The sequence below is a fragment of the Aureimonas sp. AU22 genome, assembly GCF_001463745.1.
Classification (GTDB): domain Bacteria; phylum Pseudomonadota; class Alphaproteobacteria; order Rhizobiales; family Rhizobiaceae; genus Aureimonas.
On record NZ_BBWJ01000048.1, the window covers coordinates 1 to 25328 of the forward strand.

A 25328-nucleotide genomic window follows, 5' to 3' on the forward strand; every position below is an offset into this window, starting at 1 on the left:
GGCGCGGCTCGGGCGCACCGCGGCGACCTGCACTGCCGGCTCGGGCGCGGCGCGCGCCGGAGCGGGCGTCCGGCCGACCGGCGCGGCCGTGGCCTCGGCTTCGTCCTCCGCCTCGTCCGCACCACCGCCGAAGATCGCCGCGAGGAGCGAGCGACCGCCGCCCGACCGCGACGACGACGCGATCTGCACGTCGTTGGCGCCCTTGCGCTTGTTGTAGGAGGCGAGCGCCGTCTCGTAGCCCGCCAGGGGCTTGCCGTCGGACGGCACGTGGATCGTGTTGCCCTTCGGGAAGATGGCGGCCAGTTCGCGGCGGCTCATGCGGGGCCAGTAGCGGCCCTTTCCGGTGTCGAAATGCACGAAGGGCGAGCCCGAGCGGGGATAGTAGCCGACGCCGCCGAGCTGCATCTTGAGGCCGATGTCGCGCACCTTCTTGAGCGGCACGTCGGGCAGGAAGAAGTCCACCGCCTTGCCCGACATGTGAAGGCTGGAGCCCGCCACGCCCGACGAGCGCGACCGCAGCATCTTGTTGGTGCCGGGGGAGCGATAGCCGCCGATGACGTGGATGTAGCCGCGCGAGCCCGATTGCCTATGCGCCTCGTAGAGAAGGTCGAGGAGCTTGGGGTCCATCGTGGTCGGCTTGTTCTCGCGCCAGTCGCGCAGCGCCCAGTTGGCCTTCTTCAGACCGTCGGGCAGGAACTTGCCGTCACGCTTGTAGACGATCTCGGACTTTTCCTTGAGATGGACGTGATAGAGCTTGAGGGTCCGCGTCTCGGCCTGCGCGGCCGTCGCGGCCAGGAGGCCCATCAGGACGACCGCCGCACGTTTGAAGGCGCGTCGCGAAACGCATTCGGTCCATCCGAACATGCGGTACTTCCCCCGGTGCGTCGTCCCGCTGATGGAAGTCCCCCATCAGTTCACGAATGGTCCCGATCAAGCGGATGAGCTTATTCGGCAACGAGTGCGGCACGAAAATGACACTTGGTCTATTTCTGCGCCAATACACAGGATTTTGGTTAACGGCGAGTGAAATTCGGGCGAGGGTCGTGGCTTGCCTATCGAATCGATCGCTCGCTTCCCCCTGTTCGCCCCCCGATGCGGCGACCGGTGGACCGTCCTATATGCGTGCGCTCGAAGCCCCGCCTTTCGCCATCCGGAGTGTCGTCCCATGAGTTCCGTCCAGCCGACCCGTTCGCACACCCGTGCTGCCGGGACCCTTCCCGAATGGAACCTTGCCGATCTCTACGCGGGCATCGACGCGCCCGAGATCGCGCGCGACCTGGATGAGGCGAGCCGTCGCGCGAGCGCCTTCCAGGGTCGATGGAAGGGCAGGCTGGCGGAAGCCGCCGGCGCCACCGGCGACGACGGGCTCGGCGCGGCGATCGCCGAGTTCGAGGTGCTGGAAGAGCTGCTCGGCCGCCTCGTCTCCTATGCCGGCCTCGTCTATTCCGGCGATACCGCGTCGCCCGCCAACGCCAAAATCTATGGCGACATGCAGGCCCGCGTCACCGACATCTCCTCGCTCCTCCTGTTCTTCGCGCTGGAACTGAACCGGATCGACGAGGCGACGGTGAATGCCGCGATGGAGCGCGACGCCGCACTTGCGCACTACCGCCCATGGGTGGTGGATCTGCGCCTGGACAAGCCCTTCCAGCTCGAGGACCGGGTGGAGGAGCTGTTCTTGGAGAAGTCCGTCACCGGCCACGGCGCCTGGAACCGCCTCTTCGACGAGACGATGACGGCGTTGCGCTTCGAGGTGGACGGGGAGGAGCTCGCGCTCGAGGAGACGCTGAACCTCCTGCAGGATCCGGACCGGAGCAAGCGACGCAAGGCTGGCGCGGCGCTGGCCGAGGTCTTCCGGCGCAACCTGCGAACCTTCGCGCTCGTCACCAACACGCTGGCGAAGGACAAGGAGATTTCCGACCGCTGGCGCGGCTTCACCGATGTCGCCGACTCGCGCCACCTCGCCAACCGCGTCGAGCGCGAGGTGGTGGACGCGCTGGCGAAAGCCGTGTCCGACGCCTACCCGGCGATCGCCCATCGCTACTACGCGCTGAAGGCCCGCTGGCTCGGGCTCGACGCACTGGAATTCACCGACCGCAACGCGCCGCTGCCCGGCGCCTCGCGCCGCGACATCGGCTGGGACGAGGCGCGCGAGACCGTGCTCTCGGCCTACCGGGGCTTTGCGCCCGACATGGCCGAGATCGCCGGTCGCTTCTTCGAGCGGAACTGGATCGATGCGGCCGTACGCCCCGGCAAGGCGCCGGGCGCGTTCGCGCATCCGACCGTGCCGAGCGTTCACCCCTATGTTCTCGTCAACTATCTCGGCAAGCCGCGGGACGTGATGACGCTGGCGCACGAGCTCGGCCACGGCGTGCACCAGGTGCTGGCAGGCGACCAGGGCGCGCTGATGGCCTCGACGCCGCTGACGCTCGCCGAGACCGCGTCGGTCTTCGGCGAGATGCTGACCTTCCGCTCGCTCCTGGAGCGCGCCGCCACGCCCGCCGAACGCCGCACGCTGATCGCCTCCAAGGTCGAGGACATGATCAACACGGTGATCCGGCAGATCGCCTTCTACGAGTTCGAGCGCGAGATCCACACCGAGCGCCGCCAGGGCGAACTGACGGCCGAGCGGATCGGCGAGATCTGGATGGCGGTGCAGGCTCGCAGCCTCGGGCCCGCGGTGCGCCTCGGGCCGGGCTACGAGACCTTCTGGACCTACATCCCGCACTTCATCCATTCGCCGTTCTACGTCTACGCCTACGCCTTCGGCGACTGCCTCGTGAACTCGCTCTACGCGGTCTACCAGAACGCGGACGAAGGGTTTCAGGACAAGTATTTCGCGATGCTCAAGGCGGGCGGCACCAAGCACCACTCGGAGCTTCTCGCGCCCTTTGGGCTCGACGCCGCCGACCCCGCCTTCTGGAGCCAGGGGCTTGGCGTGATCTCCGGTCTGATCGACGAGCTGGAGGCGATGGACCGGGCGGGCTGAAGCCTCAATCGGGCAGGCGGTCGCCCCAGTCGGCCCGCCGCGCCCGGCGAAAGCGCTCGCCGTCGCGCTTCGTCACGAGCGTCTCGACCGCCGTGCCGTCCGGCCGGCAGAGCTTGAGGCGCACCTTGCCGCTGCCCGCGCGCGGCGGAGCAAGGATCCGGGCGAACGCCTCGTCCTCGGGGCGATCGCGCGCGAGGGCGACGTAGGCGAACTTCTCGTCTTCGAACGGGACTTCGGCTTCCTTGGCGCGCAGGTGAAGGCGCGAGCGCGGCAGGCGCTGGGCGAAATGGCACCAGTCGGGCGGCACGATCGGGCAGGCCTTCTCGTGCGGACACGGGGCGACGACACGCGCGCCGGCCGCGACGAGGCGCTCGCGCACGAGGAGGATGCGGCGCCAGCCGGCCGGCGTTCCCGGCTCCACCACCAGAAGAAGCCCGCGCGTCTTCGCAAAGAGCGCGTCGGCGAGGGGTGCGATCGCGTGGGGAGCGATCTCGTCGAGCACATAGGACAGGGTGACGAGATCGGCCTCCGGCAACGCGCCGAGGTCCGCCGAGAGGTCACCGGCGCGCCATTCCGGCGGGAAGCCGAAGGCGCCCTCGCCGAGGCGCTCCCCGAGCCGGCGGATCGGGTCGGAGGCTTCCAGAAGCGTCGCGCGGCCGAGCGCCGGATAAGCGTCGGCGACGGCCCACAGCGCGGTTCCCGGTCCCGCGCCGACATCGAGAAGGCTCGCCGGTGCGAAGGCCGGAAGCGCCTCTCCAACCGCTTCGAGGCAGGCGCGCAGGGCCGCATAGGTGGCCGGCAGGCGCGCCGCGGCATAGGCCTTGGCGAAGAGGTCGTCCGACAGGTGCAGGCGCCCGTCGCGCGTTTCGGCGCGGTATCGCCCCGAAAGAACCTCGCCCGCCCGCTGCAGGTCGGCGAGCGGCGTCGAGCCGAGTTCCGCTTCGATCGCGGCGCGTAAGGCAAGCGGAAGGTCCATGGGATCGGTGTGCCGGTGGCATGGAACCAGCGTGCTTTTGCAGGCCGGCTCGGACCGCGAGCCCTTTTATTTGACAGCATTCTGCTCTAGCCCGGCCCTTCCAGACACGTCCAGACCGAAAGGGACCCCATGGCAGACGAGAACTTCCCGGTCCACGCCGAGATCACCGGCCCGATCGTGATGATCGGCTTCGGCTCCATCGGGCGCGGCACCCTGCCCCTGATCGAGCGCCATTTCCGCTACGACAAGTCGCGCTTCACCGTGATCGACCCGCGCGACACGAGCCGCCATCTCCTCGACGAGCGCAACATCCGCTTCATCCAGGAAGCCGTCACCCGGCAGAACTACCGCGAGCTGCTGACGCCGCTTCTCACGGAAGGGGGCGGCCAGGGCTTCCTCGTCAACCTGTCGGTCGACACCGGCTCGGTCGATCTCATGCGGATGTGCCGCGAGCTCGGCGTCCTCTACATCGACACGGTGATCGAACCCTGGCTCGGTTTCTACTTCGACGAGAACATGTCGAACGCCGACCGCACGAACTACGCGCTGCGCGAGACGCTGCGCAAGGAGAAGCGCAAGCATCCCGGCGGCACCACGGCCGTCTCCACCTGCGGCGCCAATCCCGGCATGGTTTCCTGGTTCGTCAAGCAGGCGCTGGTCGACATCGCGCGCGACACCAACCTCGAGTTCGATGAGCCGGCGGCGTCCGATCGCGAAGGCTGGGCGAAGCTCATGAAGAAGGTGGGCGTCAAGGGCGTCCACATCGCCGAGCGCGACACGCAGGTCGCCACCAAGCCGAAGCCCCGCAACGTGTTCTGGAACACCTGGTCGGTCGAGGGCTTCCTGTCCGAGGGCATGCAGCCGGCCGAACTCGGCTGGGGCACGCACGAGAAGTGGATGCCCAAGAACGGCAAGACCCACAAGAAGGGCTGCCAGGCCGCGATCTATCTCGAGCAGCCCGGCGCCAACACGCGCGTGCGCTCGTGGTGCCCGACGCCGGGCCCGCAATACGGGTTCCTCGTCACGCACAACGAGTCCATCTCGATCGCGGACTACTTCACCCACCGCAACAAGGAGGACGAGGTCACCTACCGGCCGACCGTCCACTACGCCTACCATCCGGCGAACGACGCGGTCCTGTCGCTGCACGAGCTGTTCGGTGCCGCCGGCAAGATCCAGCCGGAGCATCACGTTCTCGACGAGAACGAGCTGGTCGAGGGCATCGACGAGCTCGGCGTCCTCCTCTTCGGCCACGAGAAGAACGCCTACTGGTACGGCTCGCAGCTCTCGCTGGAAGAGACGCGGCGCCTTGCCCCCTACCAGAACGCGACGGGCCTTCAGGTCACCTCGGCCGTGCTCGCGGGCATGGTCTGGGCACTGGAGAACCCGGAAGCCGGCATCGTGGAAGCCGACGAGATGGACTACCGCCGCTGCCTCGAAGTGCAGCGTCCCTATCTCGGCCCGGTGAAAGGCTACTATACCGACTGGACGCCCCTCACCGATCGTCCCGGCCTCTTCCCCGAGGATCTGGACGAAAAGGACCCCTGGCAGTTCCGGAATATTCTGGTCCGATAGAGTCCACAGACCAAAATCAACAGTGGAAAAGCCGCAGGACGACCTGCGGCTTTTTCGTAGGATGCTGGCGCATCGCTTTCCCCGCCCTAACATTCCTGCCCAAGTGCTTGATGCGCTTGAGGAGTGACTGATGGGCGAGTTTCTGACCGAAGCCCAACGTAAGCATAGTATGATCCGGGAGATCATGGACGCGGCGATGGCGGGCTCCGCCGGCTCGATCGCACGTCATTTCGCGCCGGGCGCCATGTTTTCCAACCGGAACAACGCGGGGATCATCGACGCGCCCTGGTTCAACCGGATGGAAGGGGAATATCGCCTGCAGGGCGAAGAGGAGGCCAAGTCCTTCCTGAACGAGCTTCTGCGCCGGGCGACCTATATCTCCTACAAGCCGCGCGGCATCGTCGTGGAGGACGACGAAGGCGCCAGCCGCTGCGACTGGACGCGCCAGGACGAGACCAACGGTTCGCTCGTCACCGGCAGCACCATGTACTGGTTCTCCTTCACCACGGACGGGCGCATCCGTTCGATCGAGACGATCGGCACCATTCATTCGGTGATCGCCGCCAAGCGCGAGGAAGCCTTCGCGGGGTCGGCATCGCGCGTCTAGCGCTCCGGCCGCGTGTTGCGGGCGGGGCGGGGCGGTGGATCCGGTGTCGGAGCGCGGTGCAAAGTCCCCAGCAGCCGGCCGAGACGGTGCCACAGCGCCGATCCGCGCGAAGTCCCGGGCGAGATGCCGAGAGATGGGGATAGTCCCCCGCCGGGCCGATGACTCCGCAAGGCGTCTGCCGTAACTTCGTTAAACCTTTATCCATCGACCTTTCGGAGTCGCCGATGCGTTCCCTTTCTCGCGCTCTCCCGCTCCTGGCGGCGGCTCTCGCCCTGTCCGCCTGTCAGACGGCCGCTCCGCCCACGCAGGTCGCGGTCGCACCGCGCGCCACGGGGCTGGAAGGCCAGTGGTCGTCGATGGGGGGACCCGTCGCCTACACGGCGACCTTCGCCAGCGGTCGCTTCACCTCGCGCGAGGCTGCGACCGGCGCGGTTCTGGCCGAGGGCAACTACACCAAGACCGGCGCCAGCCAGGCGAGCATCATCTACACCTCGCGCTCGCGCAACCAGCAGATGTCGGTGAACTGCAACCAGATGTCGGCGGACCGCCTCGCCTGCGTCAACGCCGACGGCAGCCGCTTCGAATTCAGCCGCAAGGCGTGACGACGGCGCGGGGCGGGCGTCGGACGGAGCGCGCCGGGGGTCTCGCGACGAGATCCGCCGGAAGAAAGCGACCGCGCACGGTGTTGCGGACGAGGATCCGTCCGACCGACCCCGCGCGACCCAGCTCGGGGTCGGACGACTTGTCCGCTTGCCCATCCGCGCCTCCCTGTCCATATCCGGCAGGGAGAGGGGCGAGAGCGCCCGCTAGCCCTGCCGCCCCACCCCGAGCGATCCCGTCCCGCCCATGCTGACCAGTCCCCGCCCCGTCGACCTTTCCACCGCGATCGGCCCCCTGCCCGCTGGGCATCCGCCGGTGAAGCCGAAGAAGGTCGGCGTCCTCCTGGTCAATCTCGGCACGCCCGATGGCACCGACTACAAGCCGATGCGCCGGTATCTGCGCGAGTTCCTGTCGGACAAGCGCGTGATCGAGTGGCCGCGCGCGGCCTGGTATCCGATCCTCTACGGCATCGTGCTCAACACGCGGCCGAAGAAGTCCGGCCACGCCTACGAGCAGATCTGGAACAAGGAGCGCAACGAGAGCCCCTTGCGCACCTTCACCCGCTCGCAGGGTGAGAAGCTCGCCGAGCGCATGGCGGGGGAGCGCAACGTCGTCGTCGACTGGGGCATGCGCTACGGCCAGCCCTCGATCGCCGAGCGTGTCGAGGCACTGCGGGCGCAAGGGTGCGAGCGCATCCTCTGCTTCCCGCTCTATCCGCAATATTCGGCGTCCACCACGGCGACCGTGAACGACAAGTTCTTCGAACACCTGATGGCGCAGCGCTGGATGCCGGCGGTGCGCACGGTGCCCGCCTACCACGACGAGCCGGTCTATATCGAGGCGCTCGCGCGATCGATCGAGGCGCATCTCGCCACGCTCCCCTTCGAGCCCGAGCGGGTGATCGCCTCCTATCACGGCATTCCGCAGAGCTATTTCCGCAAGGGCGACCCCTACCACTGCCACTGCCAGAAGACCTCGCGGCTCGTGGAGGAGCGTCTCGGCTGGGAGAAGGGGCGTTTCATGACCACCTTCCAGTCGCGCTTCGGGCCGGAGGAGTGGCTGCAGCCCTACACCGACAAGACCGTCGAGGCCTTGGCGAAACAGGGGATCAAGCGCATCGCCATCCTGAATCCCGGCTTCGTCTCGGACTGCCTGGAAACGCTGGAGGAGATCGCCGGCGAGGCGGGCGAGATCTTCCGCGAGCATGGCGGCGAGCATTTCAGCCACATCCCCTGCCTCAACGATTCCGAGGACGGGATGGACGTCATCGAGCACATGGTGCGGCGCGAACTCGGCGGCTGGGTCGGCTGAGGCCGGCGCCGTCGCAGCATCGGTGAAGGGGCCGCCGCGGGAAACCCGGCGGCCTTCTCTTTGTGTCCGGCAGATCGGCGCGGACCGAGCGGATCGCCGTCAGGCGACCCCGAGACGCAGCAGGTCGTGGAGGTGGATGATGCCGACCGGCTTCTCGTTCTCCACCACCATCAGGGCGGTGATGTTGGCGCCGTTAATGATGTCGAGCGCCTTGATCGCCAGCGTATCGGGGCGGATCGTCTTGGGCGCCGGCGTCATCACCTCGTCCACCGTGCGGGCCAGGAGGTCGGGCGCGAGATGGCGGCGCAGGTCGCCATCGGTGACGATGCCGAGCAACCGCCCATCCTCGGCCACCACGGCCACGCAGCCGAAGCCCTTGCGCGAGATGGCAAGGATCGCCTCGCCCATCGGCGTGCCGCTCGCCACCAGCGGCAGCGCTTCGCCGCGATGCATGACGTCGCCGACATGGCGCAGGCTCGCGCCGAGCTGGCCGCCGGGGTGGAAGACGCGGAAGTCGTTGGGGCTGAAGCCCTTGCGCTCGAGAAGCGCCACGGCGAGCGCGTCGCCGAGCGCCAGTTGGAGCGTCGTCGAACTGGTTGGCGCGAGGCCGTGCGGGCAGGCTTCCGCCACGCGCGGCAGAACGAGCCGCTCGTCGGCAGCGGAGCCGAGCGCCGAGGTCTCGCGCGACGTGACGGCGATCAGGGGAATGCGGAAGCGGCGCGTATAGGACACGATGCCCTTCAACTCGGCCGACTCGCCGGACCAGCTCATGGCCAGCACCGCGTCGTCGCGCCCGATCATGCCGAGATCGCCGTGATTGGCCTCGACCGGATGGACGAAGAAGGCCGGCGTTCCCGTCGAGGCGAAGGTCGCGGCGATCTTGGAGCCGATATGGCCGCTCTTGCCGATGCCGGTGACGACGAGACGGCCGCGCACGGCCGCGATGATGTCGAGGCTGCGCTCGAAAGCGTCCCCGAGCTCCCCGCCCAACGCTTCGGCAAGAAGGGCGAGCCCCTCCGCCTCGGTGCGCACGGTGCGTATGGCGGATTGGGTGCCGGGACCCGACACGGCGGCGAGCGGAAGAGCTTGGGACGTCATGCGCATCCTCTACTCCCCGACGCGAACGGGCGCCAGCGTCGGCGCGAACACCTTCCGCTCGGTCAGCCCTGCACCATCGTGGCGCTTTACGACTGAACGCACGCCGCGAGCGCCGACCATCCACCCGGCGCCTCCATAAACGATCGGACATGACGCGAAGCCTTCGTCCCTTTCTCGCCTCGCTGCTCCTGACCGCCGGGCCAGTCGGTCCGGCGCTGGCGCAGAGCGTGCGGCCGGACGAGCCGCCCCGGCGTGGCGAGAGCGAGATACGCCTCTCCGACACGTCCGATCTGCGGGCGCAGACCCCGCGCGATTCCGAGCGCGAGGCGATGCAGCCGCTGGACCCCGCGCTTCGCGAACTCTCGAACGATCTCGACGCGGGCCTCGCCGACCCGACCACGCCCCCGCCACGGCCAACGCCGGAAAACGCGGGGATCGGCGCCGTCGAGGCGCTCGACCTCTTCGCCGGGCCGCCGGAGCCCCGACGCGAGAACCTTCCCCAGTCCACCCGGCAAGCCACGCCGACCGGGCCTGTCGATGCGGCGGTGCGCCCGGCCAGGGCCTCGCGCAACGGCACGGCCGTCCCGCGCGAGGACGGCGTCGCGACGGATGCCGACATGGTGGACACCGACGATCGCGAACGCTCTTCCGGGGCCGAGGCCCCCGCCGAACTCTTCCGCGCCGTCGGGCCGGTGCGTAGCCCGACGCAGGACACGCGCCTGGGCCGCCAAGGCGCGGCAGGGCTCGACGACCTGCGCCGCGCCCTGCCGCGCTCGCCGGACGATCCCTTCGCGGCGCTCGGTCTACGGGTCGGAACCTTCACCCTCACCTCCTCGCTGGAGCAGAGCTTCGGTACGTCCGACAACCTGACCAACACGCTGGACGGCGTGCGCGGCGCCTTCTCGGAGACGACGGCCTCGGTCCGTCTTCTGTCGAACTGGACGCGGCATGAAGCGGAGATCAACGCGCTCGCCAGCTATCGGCGCAACGACTCCGGTCCGTTGAGGGACGTCCCCCGGATCGATCTCGACGGGCGGCTCCGCATCGATATCGACCGCGACTGGACGGCGACGGTGCGCGGTGCGCTGCGCTTCGACCGCGACGATCCGCTGGTCAGCGGCCCGGCGACGGCGGACGCCTCGACGCGCGACATCCTAGCCTATTCGGCCGGCGCCTCGCTGTCGCGCGACGTCGGGCTTATCCACAACGAACTCGACCTGTCGGCCGTTCGCGAGGACCGCAGCGACGGGCTGTTCGACGGAACGGTGCGCCGCCTCGACGACAGCTTCACCACCTGGAGCGCGGGCGTTCGCAGCGGCTACGACGTGACGCCGGCCATCCGGCCCTTCGTGGCCGCGAGTCTCGGGCGGCGCCTGTTCGACGAGGACGCGCCGAGCCTCCTGTCGCGGGACAGCACGATCCCGGCCCTTCGGGGCGGCGTCGGGTTCGACTGGGGCGAGAAGATGTCGGGCGAGGTGGCGGTCGGCTATGCCTGGAACCTGCCCGACGAGGACGCGCTGGAACGCACGGCCAGTCCCACGATCGACGCGCGGATCAACTGGTCTCCGCGTCGGGGAACCGATGTTCTCCTCAGCGGCGAGACCTTCTTCGAGCCGGACACGACGGGCCTCTCGACCTCGACCCTGTATCAGGCCTCGCTCGGGCTCCGGCACCGGGCGACGGCGCGGATCGATCTGGAGGGCCGGCTGATCGCCGGCCTGCGCGATGGTCCCGTGGCCGGCGACGAGAATCTCTACGCTGCCGAGACTGGGCTGACCTACTGGCTCAACCGCGCCCTCGCTGTCACGGCGCGCTACCGCTACGACCGGTTCGATGGCCCCCTGCCCGGTCTCGACTACGACGCCAACACGTTCCGCCTCGGCATCCGTCTGCAGCGCTGACGAAAAAGGGCGCCGGTCGGGGCGCCCTCTTCCGCGTTGGATCTTGGCACTCCCGCCTATTCGGCGGCGGTGCGAGACGTCGAGCGGCGCTCCTCCGGCTCCACCGTGCGCATCAGCTCGTCGAGGTCGTCGAAGACCTTGTGGCGGATGTCGTTGCGCCACAGGGCGAAGGCGACGTTGGCCTGGATGAAGCCTTCCTTGGAGCCGCAGTCGAAGGTGCGCCCGGTGAAGGGGTAGGCGAAGAAGTCCTGCTGCTTGGCGAGCTTCAGCATGCCGTCGGTCAGCTGGATCTCGTTGCCCGCGCCCTTTTCCTGCGTCGACAGGATGTCGAAGATCTCGGGCTGCAGGATGTAGCGGCCGGAGATGAAGTAGTTGGACGGAGCCTCCTCGGCCTTCGGCTTCTCGACCATGCCGTCGATGCGGAAACCCGAGCCGACTTCGGCGCCCTTGCCGACGATGCCGTACTTGTGGGTCTCGGCCGGGTCGCACTGCTCCACCGAGATGACGTTGCCGCCGGTCTGGTCGTAGAGCTCGACCATCTTCTTCAGGCAGCCCTCGGTGTCCTGCATGATCATGTCGGGCAGAAGCAGGGCGAAGGGCTCGGGGCCGACGAGGTCGCGCGCGCACCAGACCGCATGGCCGAGCCCGAGCGGCGCCTGCTGGCGCGTGAAGCTGGCCGTGCCGGGGGTCGGCTGGATGTCGTCGAGAAGGCTGAGCTCGATGGTCTTGTTGCGCTCCTTGAGCGTGTTGACCAGCTCGACCTGGATGTCGAAATAGTCCTCGATCACGCCCTTGTTGCGGCCCGTGACGAAGATCAGGTGCTCGATGCCCGCCTGACGGGCCTCGTCCACCACGTACTGGATCACAGGGCGGTCGACGACCGTCAGCATCTCCTTGGGGATTGCCTTGGTGGCGGGGAGGAACCTCGTTCCCAGACCCGCGACCGGAAAGACGGCCTTCCTGACCTTGCGCATTCGTGATCCTTCCTGCCGATTACGAGAACGTGACTATAAGGCGTTCGGTGCGACTGCGTCGAGTGAATCGACGGACGCGCCGTGATTTCGCCTAAGAAGATGCTGATTAGATGACACATCACGCGTCGAAAAGCTTTTCGTGTCCGGACGTGGTAAAGGAAGCGTTCACATCCGCCCTCTAGACTCGAGGCCCTCGCTAACGTTCTGTCCTTCCAAGGAGTAGACCCATGCCTGGACCGATCCACAAGCGCTTCCTGGCCCTTGGCGCCGGCTGCCTCGCGCTCCTGGTCGCCTCGGCGTCCACGCCCGCCCTCGCCGACGCCGGTTTCCGCAACTGGATCTCGGGCTTCGAGAAGACGGCCGTGGCCAACGGCATCAGCCGCAACACCTATCGCGCCGTGTTCTCGGGCGTCAGCGAGCCCGATCCGGACGTGATCCAGAAGGCGCGCTTCCAGCCGGAGTTCCAGGACAAGATCTGGGATTATCTCGACAACCGGGTGAACGATGAATCGGTCGCCGAGGGCCGGCGCATGCTGGTCCAGTACAAGCCCTGGCTCGACCGGATCGAGCAGCGCTTCGGCGTCGATCGACACATCCTCCTCGCCATCTGGTCGATGGAATCCAACTATGGCCGCATCCTGGAGCGCCAGGACGTAATGAAGAGCGTGCCACAGGCCCTGGCGACGCTCGCCTATCTCGATCCGAAGCGCGCCAAGTTCGCCCGGACCCAGCTTCTGGCCGCACTCAAGATCGTGCAGGACGGCCACGTGACGCCCAAGGGGCTGACCGGCTCCTGGGCCGGCGCCATGGGTCACACGCAGTTCATTCCGACGAGCTATCAGGCCTATGCCGTGGACATGGACGGCAACGGCCATCCCGACATCTGGAACTCGGTTCCGGACGCGCTCGCCACCGCCGCCAATCTCCTGCGCAAGAACGGCTGGCAGACCGGCAAGACCTGGGGCTACGAGGTCGTGGCGCCGGCGGGCGCCGCGCAGATGCAGCGCGCCAACCGCAAGCTGTCGCAATGGTCGGCGAGCGGGTTCAAGCGCGTCAGCAACCGCGCCTTCCCGTCTCCCGGCGACAACGCCAACCTCCTCCTGCCGGCGGGCACCGAGGGTCCGGCCTTCCTGATGACCAAGAACTTCTTCGTCATCAAGCGCTACAACAACGCCGACAAGTACGCGCTCGCCGTCGGCCACCTCGCCGACCGCATCGCGGGCTACGGCGACTTCGCGCAAGGCTGGCCGCGCGGCTACACGCCGTTGTCGATGGAGGAGCGCTACGAGGTGCAGCAGCGCCTGACCCGGCACGGCCTCTACGACGGCAAGATCGACGGCAAGATCGGCTCGGGGTCCAAGGCGTCGATCACCGCCTACCAGCGCCGCGCGGGCGTCGCGGAGGACGGCAACGCCTCCAAGGCCCTTCTCGACCTCTTGCGGAGACATTGAAGCCCATGGCGGACACGACCAACGCGCGGACGACCCGCGCCCTCCTGTCCGCCATCCTGGCCTGCGCTCTCCTCGGGGCACAGGTCGTGCATGCACCGCCGGCCGAGGCGCAGGAGCGCCGTGGCCTTCTCGACATGCTGTTCGGCGGCGGGCGCAGCGAAACGCGCCAGCCGCCGCAGCGCGTCGAGCAGCCGCAGCCGCGCCGTCAGGTCAAGAAGGTCCGCAAGCCGCGCAAGGACGCGGCGACCGCCTCGCGCTCGCGCGGCTCCAAGGGAACCGCTCGGACGGCAGCGGCGGGAGCCGGCGCCGCTACTGCGGCGGCGGCTGCCGCGCCGGTCGAGAAGAGCGAAACCGCACGCACGGTCCTGGTGGTCGGCGACTTCATGGCGGGGTCGCTCGCCAAGGGGCTGGAGGAGGCAGTCTCGCAGAACCGTGAGATCCGCGTCGTCTCGAAGGTTGACGGCTCGTCCGGCCTCGTGCGCGACGACCATTTCGACTGGCCGGCCACGATCGGCAAGACGATCGCAGAGACCAAGCCGGCCGTCGTGGTGGTGATGCTGGGTGCCAACGACCGTCAGGCCATCCGCGACGCCGGTTCCTCGCTCGCCTTGCGCACCGCCGAATGGAGCGCCCGCTACACCGCGCGCACCGAAGCGCTGGCCGCGGCGGTGCGGGCCGGCGGGGCCTCGCTCGTCTGGGTCGGCGCGCTGCCCTTCGGCATCGACCGCGCCAGCGAGGACATGGTCTATTTCAACGACCTCTATCGCACGGCCGCCCTCAAGGCGGGGGGCGAGTACGTGGACGTCTGGGGCGGCTTCACCGACGCCAACGGCGCTTTTGCCGCCTCGGGCCCCGACATGGCCGGCCAGACGGCACGGCTGCGTAACTCCGACGGCGTGACCCTGACCGGCGCCGGGCAGGACAAGCTTGCCTATTTCGTCGAGAAGCCGGTCACGCGCGTCCTCGGCCTCAGCGTCGACGATCTCGTGGCAAGCCTCGGCGCGCAGCAACTCTCGGCCTCCGACCTGCCATCGGTGGGCGATCTCGCTTCCACCACCAGCACCCCGCCCGTCAGCTTCTCCGATCCCAGCCTTGACGGCGGCGACAGGCTGCTCGGCGGTGCCCCGGCGCGGGCGTTGCAGGCCGGCACCGACGCCAGCCCGCGCGCCCGGCTCGTGGTGGCCGGCGCGGCGCACGACCCGACCGAGGGCCGTGCCGACCAGTTCAACTGGACCGGGCGCGGCGCGGCGGTCTCGCCGACGACGCGGGACAACGCCATCGTCTTCCGCGGCTCCACGTCGCTGGAAGAGTTGCGCCGGCAAGCCAAAGACGCCGGTGCGCCGGAAACCGCCGGCGCGGCGGATGCAGCCGCGCGCAGCCTGCCCGCCCCCAACCAGCCCTGACAGCTATCCGATGAGAGCACCTGCCGTCGTCGCGGCCACGATGGCGTAGCGCGCGAGCTTGCCGGCCCCCACGAGGAGAAGGAAGGGCAGCACGCGGACGCCGAGGACCCCCGCGACCAGCGTCAGCGCATCCCCCACCACGGGCAGCCAGCTGAACAGGAGCGACGGCAGGCCGAACCGCGCGAACCAGCGCTTCGCCCGGGCGAGATGGCGCTCGGAAACCGGAAACCAGCGCGCGTCGCTCCGGTCCATGAGCCAGCGCCCGCAGGCCCAGTTGAATAGGCTGCCGAGCGTGTTGCCGGCAGCCGCCACGACGGTCAGCGCCACCGGGTCGAAGCCGCCTTGAAGGATCAGGGCGACCAGCAAGGCTTCCGACGAGCCGGGCAGCAACGTCGCCGACAGGAACGCGGAGACGAAAAGAGCCCCCTGGATCGCCAGGGGGCCCGCGTTCTCGACAAGCCCGATCAAGGCTGGCGTCAATGGCGTCGACCGGCCGCCTTCTTCTCCAGGCGCCGGCGGTGGAGGACCGGCTCGGTGTAGCCGTTCGGCTGCTCGCGGCCCTTCAGCACGAGTTCGAGAGCCGCCTGGAACGCGATGGAGCGGTCGAAGTCCGGGGCCATCGGCTCGTAGGTGGGATCGCCCGCGTTCTGCTTGTCGACGACATCGGCCATGCGCTGCATGGTCTCGCGCACCTGGGCCTCGGTGACCACGCCATGGCGCAGCCAGTTGGCGATGTGCTGGGAGGAGATGCGGCAGGTGGCGCGGTCCTCCATCAGGCCGACGTCGTGAATGTCGGGCACCTTGGAGCAGCCGACGCCCGCATCGACCCAACGCACGACATAGCCGAGAATGCCTTGCGCGTTGTTGTCGAGCTCGGCCTGCACGTCGTCCGGCGTCCAGTTCGGGCGCACGGCGACGGGGATGGTGAGAATGTCGGCGAGCTCGGTGCGCGGATGGCCTTCGAGCCCGGCCTGGACCTTTGCGACCGAGATCTCGTGGTAGTGCGTGGCGTGGAGGGTCGCGGCCGTCGGCGACGGCACCCAGGCCGTGTTGGCGCCGGCCTTGGGGTGGCCGACCTTCTGCTCGAGCATCGCCGCCATCTTGTCGGGCATCGCCCACATGCCCTTGCCGATCTGCGCGTGGCCCTTGAGCCCGCAGGCGAGCCCGGTGTCGACGTTGCGGTCCTCGTAGGCCTTGATCCAGGTGGAGGCCTTCATGTCCCCCTTGCGGATCATGGGGCCGAGTTCCATCGAGGTGTGCATCTCGTCGCCGGTGCGGTCGAGGAAGCCGGTGTTGATGAAGACGACGCGGCGACGCGCCCGGCGGATGCACTCCTTGAGGTTGACCGTGGTGCGGCGCTCCTCGTCCATGATGCCCATCTTCAAGGTGTCGGGCTCGAGGCCGAGCGCCGTCTCGACGCGGCTGAAGATCTCGTCGGTGAACTCCACCTCGTCGGGGCCGTGCATCTTGGGCTTCACGATATAGACCGAGCCGGCACGGCTGTTGCGCGGACCGTCCGTCTTCTTCAGGTCGTGCATCGCGATCAGCGAGGTGATCATCGCGTCGAGGATGCCTTCCGGCGCCTCCGATCCATCGGGCAGGAGCACCGCGAGGTTGGTCATGAGGTGGCCGACATTGCGCACGAGCATCAGCGAGCGACCCGGCAGCGTCAGCGCCCCGCCGTCCGGCGCGGTGTAGTCTCGGTCGGGGTTGAGGCGGCGGGTCATCGTCCGGCCGCCCTTCTCGAAGGTCTCGGCGAGGTCGCCCTTCATCAGGCCGAGCCAGTTGCGATAGACCGCGACCTTGTCCTCGGCATCGACGGCGGCGACCGAGTCCTCGCAGTCCTGGATGGTGGTGACGGCGCTCTCCAGCACGACGTCGGAGATGCCGGCGCGGTCGAGCTTGCCGATCGGCGTCGCGGCGTCGATCACCACCTCGGCATGGAGGCCGTTGGTGACGAGAAGCAGCGCCTCGGGGGCCTCCGGCGAACCGCGATAGCCGGCGAACTGGTCCGGCCTGGCGAGAGCGGTCTCGCGGCCCTCCAGGCGCACGACAAGCTTGCCATCCCGGGCGGAGAAGCCCGTGGCCTCGGTCCAGGATGCACCCGCCAGCGGCGCCGAGCGATCGAGAAACTCCCGCGCCCACGCGACGACCTTCGCGCCGCGCGCGGGGTTGTAGTCCCCGCTCCGCTCGGCTCCCCCGTCTTCCGAGATCGCGTCCGTTCCGTAGAGCGCGTCGTAGAGAGAGCCCCAACGGGCATTGGCCGCGTTCAGCGCGAAGCGCGCGTTGAGCACGGGCACGACGAGCTGCGGCCCGGCGATGGTGGCGATCTCGGGATCGACCTTGACCGTTTCGACCGCGAACGCTTCGCCCTCCGGCACGATGTAGCCGATCTCGCGCAGGAAGGCCTCCGCCTCCGCGCCGTCCACCGCCCGGCCCTGCCGCTCTCGGCACCAGGCGTCGATCCGCGCCTGGAAGTCGTCGCGTATATCCAGGAGTTCGCGGTTGCGCGGCGCAAGGTCCGCCAGGATCTCGGCCAGCGAACGCCAGAACCCGTCCGCGTCGACACCGGTGCCGGGCAGCGCTTCGGTCTCCACGAAGTCCTTCAGGACGGGCGCGACCTTCAGGCCGTGAATCTCAACGGTATCGGACATGGGCAGGCTCCTCCTGGTTCGATCGCCCGAGGGTTTGGGGGAAGGAGATACCCCTGTCAAACGCCTTGGGTAGGGTCACGGAGGCAAGGGTTGCCAAAGCGGCCCGGTGCCCGGACACTCCCGCGCGACTCGACGCAAGGAGCCCCCATGCGATCCGCCCTCCTCGGCCTCGCAGCCATCGTGGCCGCCGGCACCGCCCTGCCCGCCCGCGCCTTTGACCTGACGATCCTCCATATCAACGACTTCCACAGCCGCGTGGAGCCGATCTCGAAGTCGGACGGGCCCTGCTCGGAGAAGGACGCGGCGGAGAAGGCCTGCTTCGGCGGCGTCGCGCGCATCGCCAGCGCGGTTCGGACCGAGCGCGCGGCGGCCGGGCGGACGCCGACGCTTCTTCTGGATGCCGGCGACCAGAGCCAGGGTTCGCTCTTCTACACACGCTACCGCAACGACGACGCGGCCGAGTTCATGAACGCGATCGGTTTCGAGGCGATGGCGGTCGGTAACCACGAGTTCGACGACGGCGTGCCGGTGATCGAGACCTTCGCGGGCGCCGTCCGCTTCCCCATGCTGATGGCCAATGCCGACCTCGTGCGCGAACCGGCGCTCGCCCGGCTGGTGAAGCCCTCGACCGTCATCGAGAAGGACGGCGAGCGGATCGGCGTCATCGGTCTCACCCCGCAGGACAACGGCGAGCTGACGGCGGCGGGCAAGTCGATCGCCTTCACCGACCCGGTCGCGGCCGCACGCCGCGAGGCCGAACGGCTGACCGCCGAAGGGGGTGACCAAGATCATCCTCCTCAGCCATTCCGGCTACGAGATCGACAAGCGCCTCGCCGCCGAGGTGCCGAACATCGACGTGATCGTGGGCGGCCACTCGCACACGCTGCTCTCGTCCACCGATCCCAAGGCGGCGGGGCCCTATCCGACGCTGGTGAAGCGGCCGGACGGCCGGGACGTGCCGATCGTCCAGGCCTATGCCTATTCCAAGTATCTTGGAAAGCTCACCGTCACGTTCGACGACGAGGGCCATGTGACGAAGGCGGACGGAGCGCCGATCCTCCTCGACGCCTCCGTGCCGGAGGACGAGGCGGTCAAGGCGCGCGTCGCCGAACTCGCGAAACCTCTGGAGGAAATCAAGGCACAGGTCGTGGCCGAGGCCGCAGCCCCGATCGACGGCCAGCGCGACACGTGCCGCGTGGCGGAATGCGAGATGGGCAACGTCGTGGCGGATGCGATCCTCGACCGGACGAAGAACCAGGGCACGACGATCGCCATCGGCAACGGCGGCAACGTGCGCGCCTCGATCGACGCCGGGCCGATCACCATGGGCGAGGTGCTGACGGTCCTGCCGTTCCAGAACACGCTCGCGACCTTCCAGCTCAGCGGCGCCGAAATCCGACGAGCCCTGGAGAACGGGGTCTCCAAGGTCGAGGAAGGCGCCGGCCGTTTCCCGCAGGTCGCCGGCATCCAGTTCGACTGGTCGCGCAAGGGCGCGCCCGGCGTCGAGCGCGTCAGGGCGGTGCGGGTTCGCAATGCGGCCGGCGAATGGGTGCCGATCGAGCCGGAGGGCACCTACACCGTCGTCTCCAACAACTTCCTCAGGCAGGGCGGCGACGGCTACGACGTGTTCGAGCGCGATGCGAGGAACGCCTACGACTTCGGACCAAACATGGAGGATGCGGTGATCGCCTATCTTCAGAACGGCAACTCGCCCTACAAGGCTTCAACCGACGGGCGAATCCGCGAGGTCGAATGAAATGAGAAACGCAGAGGCGGTAGCTTGATGAACGGCACTTTCATGGATTTCGGCCTCGGCAGCATCCTCGTCGTCGTGGCGGTGTTCGCAGTCCTCATCGTCCTCGCGTCCACGGTCAAGATCGTGCCGCAGGGCTACAACTACACGGTCGAGAACTTCGGCCGCTACGTGCGCACGCTGACGCCCGGTCTCAACCTGATCGTGCCCTTCGTCGAGCGCATCGGGCACAAGATGAACATGATGGAGCAGGTGCTCGACGTTCCCACGCAGGAGGTCATCACCCGCGACAACGCGTCCGTGGCCGCCGACGGGGTCGCCTTCTACCAGATCCTCGACGCGTCGGCGGCCGCCTACGAGGTGTCGAACCTGCAATATGCGATCCTCAACCTCGTGATGACCAACCTGCGTTCGGTCATGGGCTCGATGGACCTCGACGACCTCCTGTCCAACCGCGACACGATCTCCGAACGCATTCTGCGCGTGGTGGACCAGGCGGCGCACGGCTGGGGCATCAAGATCACCCGCATCGAGATCAAGGACATCAACCCGCCGAAGAACCTCGTCGATTCCATGGCCCGCCAGATGATGGCCGAGCGCGAGAAGCGCGCCGAGATCCTGGAGGCGGAAGGGGCGCGCAACGCCAAGATCCTGCGCGCCGAGGGCGAGAAGCAGTCGCAGATCCTCGAGGCCGAGGGCAAGCGCGAGGCGGCCTTCCGCGAGGCCGAGGCCCGCGAGCGGCTGGCCGAGGCCGAGGCCAAGGCGACGCAGCTCGTCTCCGAAGCCATCGCGGCGGGCGATGTGCAGGCGATCAACTACTTCATCGCCCAGAAATACACCGAAGCCCTCGCCAAGCTCGCGAGCGCGCCCAACCAGCGCGTCATCCTGATGCCGTTGGAGGCCTCGTCGCTGATCGGCTCCCTCGGTGGCATCGCGGAGCTCGCCAAGGCGAGCCTTCCCGATGCCCCGTCCCGCCCGGCGCCGCAGAAGCCCGCCTCGTCGGTCCCGAAGACAGGCGTCGTGTTTCCCCGGCCGGAGGCCTGATGCCGATGGGTGAACTCGTCGGCACCTATGGCTGGTGGATCCTCGGCGTCCTCCTGCTCCTCGGCGAACTCGCCCTGCCGGGCGTCTATCTCCTGTTCTTCGGGATCGGGGCCCTCGTGGTCGGCGCCAATGCCTGGGTTCTGCCCGGCCTCTCCTGGCAGAGCCAACTCATCGGGTTCGCCGTGGTCTCGGGCGTTGCGACGCTGCTCGGCCATCGCTGGTACGGGCAGCGCGCGAAGACGTCCTCGGGCGAGCCGCTCAACGACCGCACCGCCCGGCTGATCGGCCGCCATGCGCTGGTCAGCGAGGCGATTCGGAACGGGCGTGGCCGCGTCGCGATCGAAGACGGCTGGTGGAGCGCCGAGGGACCCGACCTTCCCGTCGGCGCAAGCGTGGTGATCGAGGCGGCCAAGGGCTCGGTGCTGCAAGTACGCGCGTCGGACCCCTAGCGCTCGGCCAGAAGCACGCGGTGATCGAGGAAGAACTTGGCGAAGAAGGGCAGGCTCGCCGACCCGACCTCGCGCGCCGAGCGGCCGATCGTGCCCTCGGCGACCGCCACCGGCGGCAGCCCCTGCAGGTCGATCTCCTTCAACGCCTCGCGGGTCGCCTCCGTCAGTCGCCCCCGCACGGGAGCGGGAAAGCTGCCGTCGATCACGGCCTTCTCGAAGTCGTAGACCGAGACGGCGGCGGCGATGGCATGGGCAAGGCCCTCGGCAGCCTCCGCGATCCAGGCGTCCAGAAGGTCCCCGAGACCGGTCCAGTCGGCGTCCTTGCGCCAGAGCTCGACCGCCGAGCGCCCCGCCTCCTCCACCCGGCGCTCCAGGACGTGGATCGAGGCGGCGTGGATGAGCTGATGGCGACCACCGCCGGCCGCAGGCACCGGCATCGAGCCCAGCGCCCCCGCATTGCCGGTGCGGCCCGAGACCAGCGTCCCGTCGATCACGATGCCCCCGCCCACGAAGGCGCCGACGAAGAAATAGATGTAATCGGCGGAATCGGTGGTGCCGAAAGCCTGTTCCGCGCCGCAGGCGGCCGTGACATCGTTGGCGACATAGACGGCCTCGCCGGTCAGCGACTCGAGTTCCGCAGCGATGTCGAGATGGCGCCACTCCTCCATCTCGCCGGCCGGCGCGCCGTTCGCCTCGCCCCAGGACCAGAGCTCGAAGGGCATGCCGACGCCGAGCCCGGCGATGCGCCGGCGAAGGGCCGGGGCAAGGCTTGCGCGCAGGTCCGCGACACCCGCCTCGACGAAGGCCTGGATCTCGGCGCGGCGCGGAAAGCGATACAGGATGTCCCGGGAGTCGCGCACCTGACCGACGAAGTCCATCAGCACGATCTCGCTCGTGCGGCGCCCGAGCTTGAGCCCGAAGGAAAAGGCCCCGTCCGGATTGAGGCGCATCGGCACGGATGGTTGTCCGACGCGGCCGCGCCGCGGCTCCCCCGCCAGCACGAGCCCTTCCGCCTCCAGCGAGCGCATGATCACGGACGCCGTCTGCGGCGACAGGCCGGACAGGCGCGCGATCTGCGACTTGGCGAGTTCCCCGTGACGGCGGATCAGCGAGAGGACCGCGCGTTCGTTGTGCGCCCGAAGTCCCGCCTGATTCGATCCGCGCAGGCGCTCGTCGGTCGCCTCGCGAACGGAGCCCGCCGGCGCCTCGCCGCCGGGCAGTATCGCCTCCTCCATGCCTGTCATCCTCTGGCCGTCCGGCGGGACGGCGATAGGTAACCCTTCACCACCCCCCAAAACCTGTCAATAAATAAATCTCGATGAGTTATCGATTGACAGATATTTCGCGAGGTTGTTGGATGCCTTGCGTTCGGTGTGGCCGAGGAGAGCCGCCCGACGGGACGCCATGACGGGCGTCGCATCCAGTTTCGGGAGATGGTCCTTGCAGCTTCGTCGATACCTCGCATCCGCCGCGCTCGGCGCACTCGGTCTCGCCGCCATGACGGCCGGTGCCTCCGCTCAGTCGCCCATGACCGTCTGCCTCATCACCAAGACGGACACCAATCCGTTCTTCGTCAAGATGAAGGAGGGCGCCGAGGCCAAGGCCAAGGAACTCGGCATCAACCTCCAGTCCTATGCGGGCCGGGTCGACGGCGACCATGACAGCCAGGTCCAGGCGATCGAGAGCTGCATCGCGGCCGGCGCCAAGGGCATCCTCATCGCGGCCTCCGACACCAAGGCGATCGTTTCCTCGGCGAAGAAGGCGCGCGACGCGGGCCTCATCGTGATCGCGCTCGACACGCCGCTGGAGCCGCTGGACGCCGCCGACGCGACCTTTGCCACCGACAACTTCGAGGCGGGCGTGCTGATCGGCCAGTGGGCCAAGGCCAAGATGGGTGCGGAGGCGGAGAGCGCGAAGATCGCCTTCCTCGACCTGACCCCGATGCAGCCTTCCGTCGCCGTGCTGCGCGACCAGGGCTTCATGCAAGGCTTCGGCATCGACGTGAAGAACAAGGACGTGGTGGGCGACGAGGACGACGCGCGCATCGTCGGACACGACATGACCAACGGCAACGAAGAGGGCGGCCGCCAGGCCATGGAGAACCTTCTCCAGAAGGATCCGACGATCAACCTCGTCTACACCATCAACGAGCCGGCCGCGGCCGGCGCCTACGAGGCCCTCAAGGCCCTCGGCCTCGCCGGCAAGGTCACGATCGTCTCCGTCGACGGCGGCTGCCCGGGAGTCGCGAACGTCAAGGACGGCGTGATCGGCGCGACCTCCATGCAGTATCCCTTGAAGATGGCGGCCATGGGCGTCGAGGCGGTCAAGGCCTTCGCCGAAAGCGGCGCCAAGCCGCAGGCGTCCGAGGGCCTCGAGATCACCAACACGGGCGTCGACCTCGTCACCGACCAGCCGGTCGACGGCGTGAAGTCGATGGACACCGCGGCCGCCGCCAAGGCCTGCTGGGGCTGACAGCATCGGGAAAACGGGAAGCCTTCGGGCTTCCCGTTTTCGTTTCACGCCGTCCCAGACCACCCCACAACGATCGGGCCGCTCGCCATAGGGCGCCCGGCGTGTCCATCAGGCGCACCGCCGGCGCCAGAACCGGCCGAGAAGCCCCCGGGAGGCCTCGTTCCATGAGCGAAACCACGTCTAGCAAGGGCAGCGACTTCGAATCCGGCCTCGCCAAGAGCGATACGCGCGTCGCCGACTTCTCCGGCCATGGCCGGACGCCGCTTCAGCATCTCCAGCATTTCCTGCACGGCAACCCGACCATGGTGCCGATCATCGTCCTGCTCTTCGGCATCATGGTGTTCGGCCTCCTGATCGGCCAGCGGTTCTTCAACGCCTTCACGATGACGCTGATCCTGCAGCAGGTGGCGATCGTCGGCATCGTCGGCGTGGCGCAGACGCTGATCATCCTGACCGCGGGCATCGACCTTTCGGTCGGCGCGATCATGGTCCTGTCCTCCGTGATCATGGGCAATCTCGCCGTGATGAACGGCGTGCCCGCCCCGATCGCGATCCTCGTCGGCTTCGCGGTGGGAACGCTGTGCGGGGCGATCAACGGCGTCCTCGTCGCCAAGGTTCGCCTGCCGCCCTTCATCGTGACGCTCGGCATGTGGTTCGTCTACGAGGCGGTCAACTTCATCTACACCCAGAACGCCACGATCCGGGCGCAGGACGTGACGGCCGAAGCGCCCCTCCTTCAGTTCCTCGGCAACACGTTCCAGCTCGGCGGCGCCGTCTTCACCTACGCCGTCGTCAGCGTGCTCATCCTGGTCGCGCTCTTCTACTACGTCCTGAACTACACCGCCTGGGGCCGGCACGTTTACGCCATCGGCGACGACGAGGACGCCGCGCGCCTGTCGGGCATCCGCTCCAACAAGGTGCTGATCTCGGTCTATGCGGTGTCGGGCCTCATCTGCGCCTTCGCCGGCTGGGCGCTCATCGGGCGCATCGGCTCGGTTTCTCCGACCTCAGGCTACGAGGCCAACATCCAGGCCATCACCGCGGTGGTGATCGGCGGCACCTCGCTCTTCGGCGGCCGCGGCTCGGTGCTCGGCACGCTGGTCGGCGCCCTCATCGTCGGCGTCTTCGCCATGGGCCTGCGCATCTACGGCACCGACCCTCAGTGGACGCGCCTCACCGTCGGCGCCCTCATCATCCTGGCCGTCGCGGCCGACCAGTGGATCAGAAAGGTCTCGGCGTAATGGTTCAGCTCGGCACCCAACCCGTCCTTCAGGCGCGCGGCCTCAACAAGCGGTACGGCCGCGTGGTGGCGATCGACAACGCCGACTTCGACCTCTATCCCGGCGAGATCCTCGCCGTGATCGGCGACAACGGCGCCGGCAAGTCGACGCTGATCAAGGCTTTGTCCGGCGCCGTGGCGCCGGATGCGGGCGAGGTGCGGCTCGACGGCAAGCCCGTCACCTTCGCCAATCCGCAGGCGGCGCGCGACAGCGGCATCGAGACGGTCTACCAGCAGCTCGCCCTGTCGCCGGCCCTCTCGATCGCCGACAACATGTTCCTCGGTCGCGAGCTTCGCCGCCCGGGACCGCTCGGGTCGTACCTGCGCATGCTCGACAAGCCGCGCATGCGCAAGATCGCCCGCGAAAAGCTCTCCGAGCTCGGCCTGATGACCATCCAGAACATCGACCAGGCGGTGGAAACGCTCTCCGGCGGCCAGCGCCAGGGCGTGGCGGTGGCGCGGGCCGCCGCCTTCGGCTCCAAGGTCCTGATCCTCGACGAGCCGACAGCGGCGCTCGGCGTGAAGGAATCGCGCAAGGTTCTCGACCTCATCCTCGAGGTGCGTGCGCGCGGCCTGCCGATCGTGCTCATCTCGCACAACATGCCGCATGTCTTCGAGATCGCCGACCGCATCCACATCCATCGCCTGTCGAAGCGTCTCTGCGTGGTGGACCCGAAGTCGATCACCATGTCCGATGCCGTGGCGCTGATGACCGGCGCCAAGGCGCCCGAGCCGGAAATCCTGGCGGCCTGACGACGGGATCTTCCCCAACTGCCTGCGAAGCCGGCTCCT

Annotated in this window: 22 protein-coding genes and 1 pseudogene; 15 read left to right on the top strand and 8 right to left on the bottom strand. The window is 68.3% G+C overall.

The genetic code is table 11. From position 1 onward, the window contains the following. Positions 1-864, bottom strand: an 864-nt coding sequence (locus tag AUL34_RS18000; protein WP_156420986.1) for a DUF882 domain-containing protein, incomplete at its 3' end; no start/stop codon positions are given. Positions 865-1165: 301 nt separating this feature from the next. Between AUL34_RS18000 and AUL34_RS18005 the strand changes: the two genes are divergently transcribed. Next, positions 1166-2989, top strand: coding sequence for a M3 family oligoendopeptidase (locus tag AUL34_RS18005; protein WP_061936830.1), 1824 nt, complete (start codon positions 1166-1168; stop codon positions 2987-2989). A 4-nt stretch (positions 2990-2993) separates the two neighbouring features. Here the strand turns inward: AUL34_RS18005 and AUL34_RS18010 are convergent, their stop codons facing one another. After that, entirely contained in the window at positions 2994-3965 is a 972-nt protein-coding gene (locus AUL34_RS18010; protein WP_061936834.1) for a small ribosomal subunit Rsm22 family protein, read from the bottom strand. A gap of 129 nt (positions 3966-4094) precedes the next feature. Here AUL34_RS18010 and AUL34_RS18015 point away from each other — a divergent pair, with 129 nt between their 5' ends. The 4 genes from AUL34_RS18015 to hemH all read left to right on the top strand — a co-directional run bounded on the left by AUL34_RS18015 (position 4095) and on the right by hemH (position 8058). After that, positions 4095-5540 carry a homospermidine synthase gene (locus AUL34_RS18015; RefSeq protein WP_061936837.1) on the top strand — a complete coding sequence of 482 codons (1446 nt, stop codon included), beginning with the start codon at positions 4095-4097 and terminating at the stop codon, positions 5538-5540. A gap of 130 nt (positions 5541-5670) precedes the next feature. Beyond that, positions 5671-6147 (top strand): nuclear transport factor 2 family protein, encoded by a 477-nt coding sequence (locus tag AUL34_RS18020; RefSeq protein ID WP_061936840.1) that lies wholly within the window; start codon positions 5671-5673, stop codon positions 6145-6147. 224 nt (positions 6148-6371) lie between these two features. After that, the gene (locus tag AUL34_RS18025) at positions 6372-6749 is read left to right on the top strand and encodes a hypothetical protein (RefSeq protein ID WP_061936843.1); all 378 of its coding nucleotides are present in this window, start codon (positions 6372-6374) and stop codon (positions 6747-6749) included. Between the two features lie 244 nt (positions 6750-6993). Beyond that, entirely contained in the window at positions 6994-8058 is a 1065-nt protein-coding gene (gene hemH / locus AUL34_RS18030; protein ID WP_061936846.1) for a ferrochelatase, read from the top strand. A 99-nt stretch (positions 8059-8157) separates the two neighbouring features. Here the strand turns inward: hemH and AUL34_RS18035 are convergent, their stop codons facing one another. After that, a complete protein-coding gene (locus tag AUL34_RS18035; protein WP_061937121.1) occupies positions 8158-9156 on the bottom strand; it encodes an SIS domain-containing protein in 999 nt (332 codons plus the stop codon). A gap of 149 nt (positions 9157-9305) precedes the next feature. Between AUL34_RS18035 and AUL34_RS18040 the strand changes: the two genes are divergently transcribed. Then, positions 9306-11057 carry an outer membrane beta-barrel protein gene (locus tag AUL34_RS18040; RefSeq protein ID WP_061936849.1) on the top strand — a complete coding sequence of 584 codons (1752 nt, stop codon included), beginning with the start codon at positions 9306-9308 and terminating at the stop codon, positions 11055-11057. Between the two features lie 56 nt (positions 11058-11113). Here the strand turns inward: AUL34_RS18040 and galU are convergent, their stop codons facing one another. Then, positions 11114-12031 carry a UTP--glucose-1-phosphate uridylyltransferase GalU gene (gene galU / locus AUL34_RS18045; RefSeq protein ID WP_061936852.1) on the bottom strand — a complete coding sequence of 306 codons (918 nt, stop codon included), beginning with the start codon at positions 12029-12031 and terminating at the stop codon, positions 11114-11116. 227 nt (positions 12032-12258) lie between these two features. Here galU and AUL34_RS18050 point away from each other — a divergent pair, with 227 nt between their 5' ends. Then, positions 12259-13482, top strand: a complete 1224-nt coding sequence (locus AUL34_RS18050) for a lytic murein transglycosylase (RefSeq protein ID WP_061936855.1) — start codon at positions 12259-12261, stop codon at positions 13480-13482. Between the two features lie 5 nt (positions 13483-13487). Further along, complete coding sequence (locus AUL34_RS18055; RefSeq protein ID WP_061936858.1) at positions 13488-14885, top strand: DUF459 domain-containing protein; 1398 nt, start codon at positions 13488-13490, stop codon at positions 14883-14885. A gap of 3 nt (positions 14886-14888) precedes the next feature. Here AUL34_RS18055 and AUL34_RS18060 read toward each other — a convergent pair whose 3' ends face one another. Further along, complete coding sequence (locus tag AUL34_RS18060; protein WP_244492633.1) at positions 14889-15353, bottom strand: YqaA family protein; 465 nt, start codon at positions 15351-15353, stop codon at positions 14889-14891. Positions 15354-15361: 8 nt separating this feature from the next. Then, a complete protein-coding gene (locus AUL34_RS18065) occupies positions 15362-17539 on the bottom strand; it encodes a malate synthase G (RefSeq protein WP_061936861.1) in 2178 nt (725 codons plus the stop codon). A gap of 147 nt (positions 17540-17686) precedes the next feature. Here AUL34_RS18065 and AUL34_RS23110 point away from each other — a divergent pair. After that, a pseudogene (locus tag AUL34_RS23110) lies at positions 17687-18025 on the top strand (multifunctional 2',3'-cyclic-nucleotide 2'-phosphodiesterase/5'-nucleotidase/3'-nucleotidase); the annotation flags it as partial. Here the strand turns inward: AUL34_RS23110 and AUL34_RS22920 are convergent. Further along, positions 17977-18264, bottom strand: coding sequence for a hypothetical protein (locus AUL34_RS22920; RefSeq protein WP_244492634.1), 288 nt, complete (start codon positions 18262-18264; stop codon positions 17977-17979). The pseudogene AUL34_RS23110 and the gene AUL34_RS22920 sit on opposite strands and share 49 nt — an antisense overlap. Positions 18265-18317: 53 nt before the next feature. Here AUL34_RS22920 and AUL34_RS22925 point away from each other — a divergent pair, with 53 nt between their 5' ends. From AUL34_RS22925 to AUL34_RS18080, 3 genes are read left to right on the top strand one after another with little or no spacing between them, the layout of a single operon-like run. Further along, positions 18318-19295 (top strand): bifunctional UDP-sugar hydrolase/5'-nucleotidase, encoded by a 978-nt coding sequence (locus tag AUL34_RS22925; protein ID WP_244492635.1) that lies wholly within the window; start codon positions 18318-18320, stop codon positions 19293-19295. A 42-nt stretch (positions 19296-19337) separates the two neighbouring features. After that, positions 19338-20336, top strand: coding sequence for an SPFH domain-containing protein (locus AUL34_RS18075; RefSeq protein WP_061937127.1), 999 nt, complete (start codon positions 19338-19340; stop codon positions 20334-20336). Next, a complete protein-coding gene (locus tag AUL34_RS18080; RefSeq protein WP_244492636.1) occupies positions 20336-20785 on the top strand; it encodes an NfeD family protein in 450 nt (149 codons plus the stop codon). Before AUL34_RS18075 ends, AUL34_RS18080 begins: the two co-directional genes overlap by 1 nt. Here the strand turns inward: AUL34_RS18080 and AUL34_RS18085 are convergent. Next, positions 20782-22020 (bottom strand): ROK family transcriptional regulator, encoded by a 1239-nt coding sequence (locus AUL34_RS18085; protein ID WP_082653470.1) that lies wholly within the window; start codon positions 22018-22020, stop codon positions 20782-20784. The genes AUL34_RS18080 and AUL34_RS18085 overlap by 4 nt on opposite strands. Positions 22021-22282: 262 nt before the next feature. On the opposite strand from AUL34_RS18085, the gene AUL34_RS18090 reads away from it, so the two are divergent. The 3 genes from AUL34_RS18090 to AUL34_RS18100 all read left to right on the top strand — a co-directional run bounded on the left by AUL34_RS18090 (position 22283) and on the right by AUL34_RS18100 (position 25289). Continuing rightward, positions 22283-23257 (top strand): sugar ABC transporter substrate-binding protein, encoded by a 975-nt coding sequence (locus tag AUL34_RS18090; RefSeq protein ID WP_061937136.1) that lies wholly within the window; start codon positions 22283-22285, stop codon positions 23255-23257. Between the two features lie 164 nt (positions 23258-23421). Further along, entirely contained in the window at positions 23422-24498 is a 1077-nt protein-coding gene (locus AUL34_RS18095; protein ID WP_061936874.1) for an ABC transporter permease, read from the top strand. Continuing rightward, the gene (locus tag AUL34_RS18100; protein ID WP_061936877.1) at positions 24498-25289 is read left to right on the top strand and encodes an ATP-binding cassette domain-containing protein; all 792 of its coding nucleotides are present in this window, start codon (positions 24498-24500) and stop codon (positions 25287-25289) included. The genes AUL34_RS18095 and AUL34_RS18100 overlap by 1 nt, the downstream gene beginning before the upstream one ends. Positions 25290-25328: the final 39 nt, after the last annotated feature.

Bases quoted from the DNA above. Each gene is read 5' to 3' on its own strand.
- AUL34_RS18005 (WP_061936830.1), top strand. From the start codon at position 1,166: ATGAGTTCCGTCCAGCCGACCCGTTCGCACACCCGTGCTGCCGGGACC.
- AUL34_RS18010 (WP_061936834.1), bottom strand. From the start codon at position 3,965: ATGGACCTTCCGCTTGCCTTACGCGCCGCGATCGAAGCGGAACTCGGC.
- AUL34_RS18015 (WP_061936837.1), top strand. From the start codon at position 4,095: ATGGCAGACGAGAACTTCCCGGTCCACGCCGAGATCACCGGCCCGATC.
- AUL34_RS18020 (WP_061936840.1), top strand. From the start codon at position 5,671: ATGGGCGAGTTTCTGACCGAAGCCCAACGTAAGCATAGTATGATCCGG.
- AUL34_RS18025 (WP_061936843.1), top strand. From the start codon at position 6,372: ATGCGTTCCCTTTCTCGCGCTCTCCCGCTCCTGGCGGCGGCTCTCGCC.
- hemH (WP_061936846.1), top strand. From the start codon at position 6,994: ATGCTGACCAGTCCCCGCCCCGTCGACCTTTCCACCGCGATCGGCCCC.
- AUL34_RS18035 (WP_061937121.1), bottom strand. From the start codon at position 9,156: ATGACGTCCCAAGCTCTTCCGCTCGCCGCCGTGTCGGGTCCCGGCACC.
- AUL34_RS18040 (WP_061936849.1), top strand. From the start codon at position 9,306: ATGACGCGAAGCCTTCGTCCCTTTCTCGCCTCGCTGCTCCTGACCGCC.
- galU (WP_061936852.1), bottom strand. From the start codon at position 12,031: ATGCGCAAGGTCAGGAAGGCCGTCTTTCCGGTCGCGGGTCTGGGAACG.
- AUL34_RS18050 (WP_061936855.1), top strand. From the start codon at position 12,259: ATGCCTGGACCGATCCACAAGCGCTTCCTGGCCCTTGGCGCCGGCTGC.
- AUL34_RS18055 (WP_061936858.1), top strand. From the start codon at position 13,488: ATGGCGGACACGACCAACGCGCGGACGACCCGCGCCCTCCTGTCCGCC.
- AUL34_RS18065 (WP_061936861.1), bottom strand. From the start codon at position 17,539: ATGTCCGATACCGTTGAGATTCACGGCCTGAAGGTCGCGCCCGTCCTG.
- AUL34_RS18075 (WP_061937127.1), top strand. From the start codon at position 19,338: ATGGATTTCGGCCTCGGCAGCATCCTCGTCGTCGTGGCGGTGTTCGCA.
- AUL34_RS18080 (WP_244492636.1), top strand. From the start codon at position 20,336: ATGCCGATGGGTGAACTCGTCGGCACCTATGGCTGGTGGATCCTCGGC.
- AUL34_RS18085 (WP_082653470.1), bottom strand. From the start codon at position 22,020: ATGGAGGAGGCGATACTGCCCGGCGGCGAGGCGCCGGCGGGCTCCGTT.
- AUL34_RS18090 (WP_061937136.1), top strand. From the start codon at position 22,283: ATGACGGCCGGTGCCTCCGCTCAGTCGCCCATGACCGTCTGCCTCATC.
- AUL34_RS18095 (WP_061936874.1), top strand. From the start codon at position 23,422: ATGAGCGAAACCACGTCTAGCAAGGGCAGCGACTTCGAATCCGGCCTC.
- AUL34_RS18100 (WP_061936877.1), top strand. From the start codon at position 24,498: ATGGTTCAGCTCGGCACCCAACCCGTCCTTCAGGCGCGCGGCCTCAAC.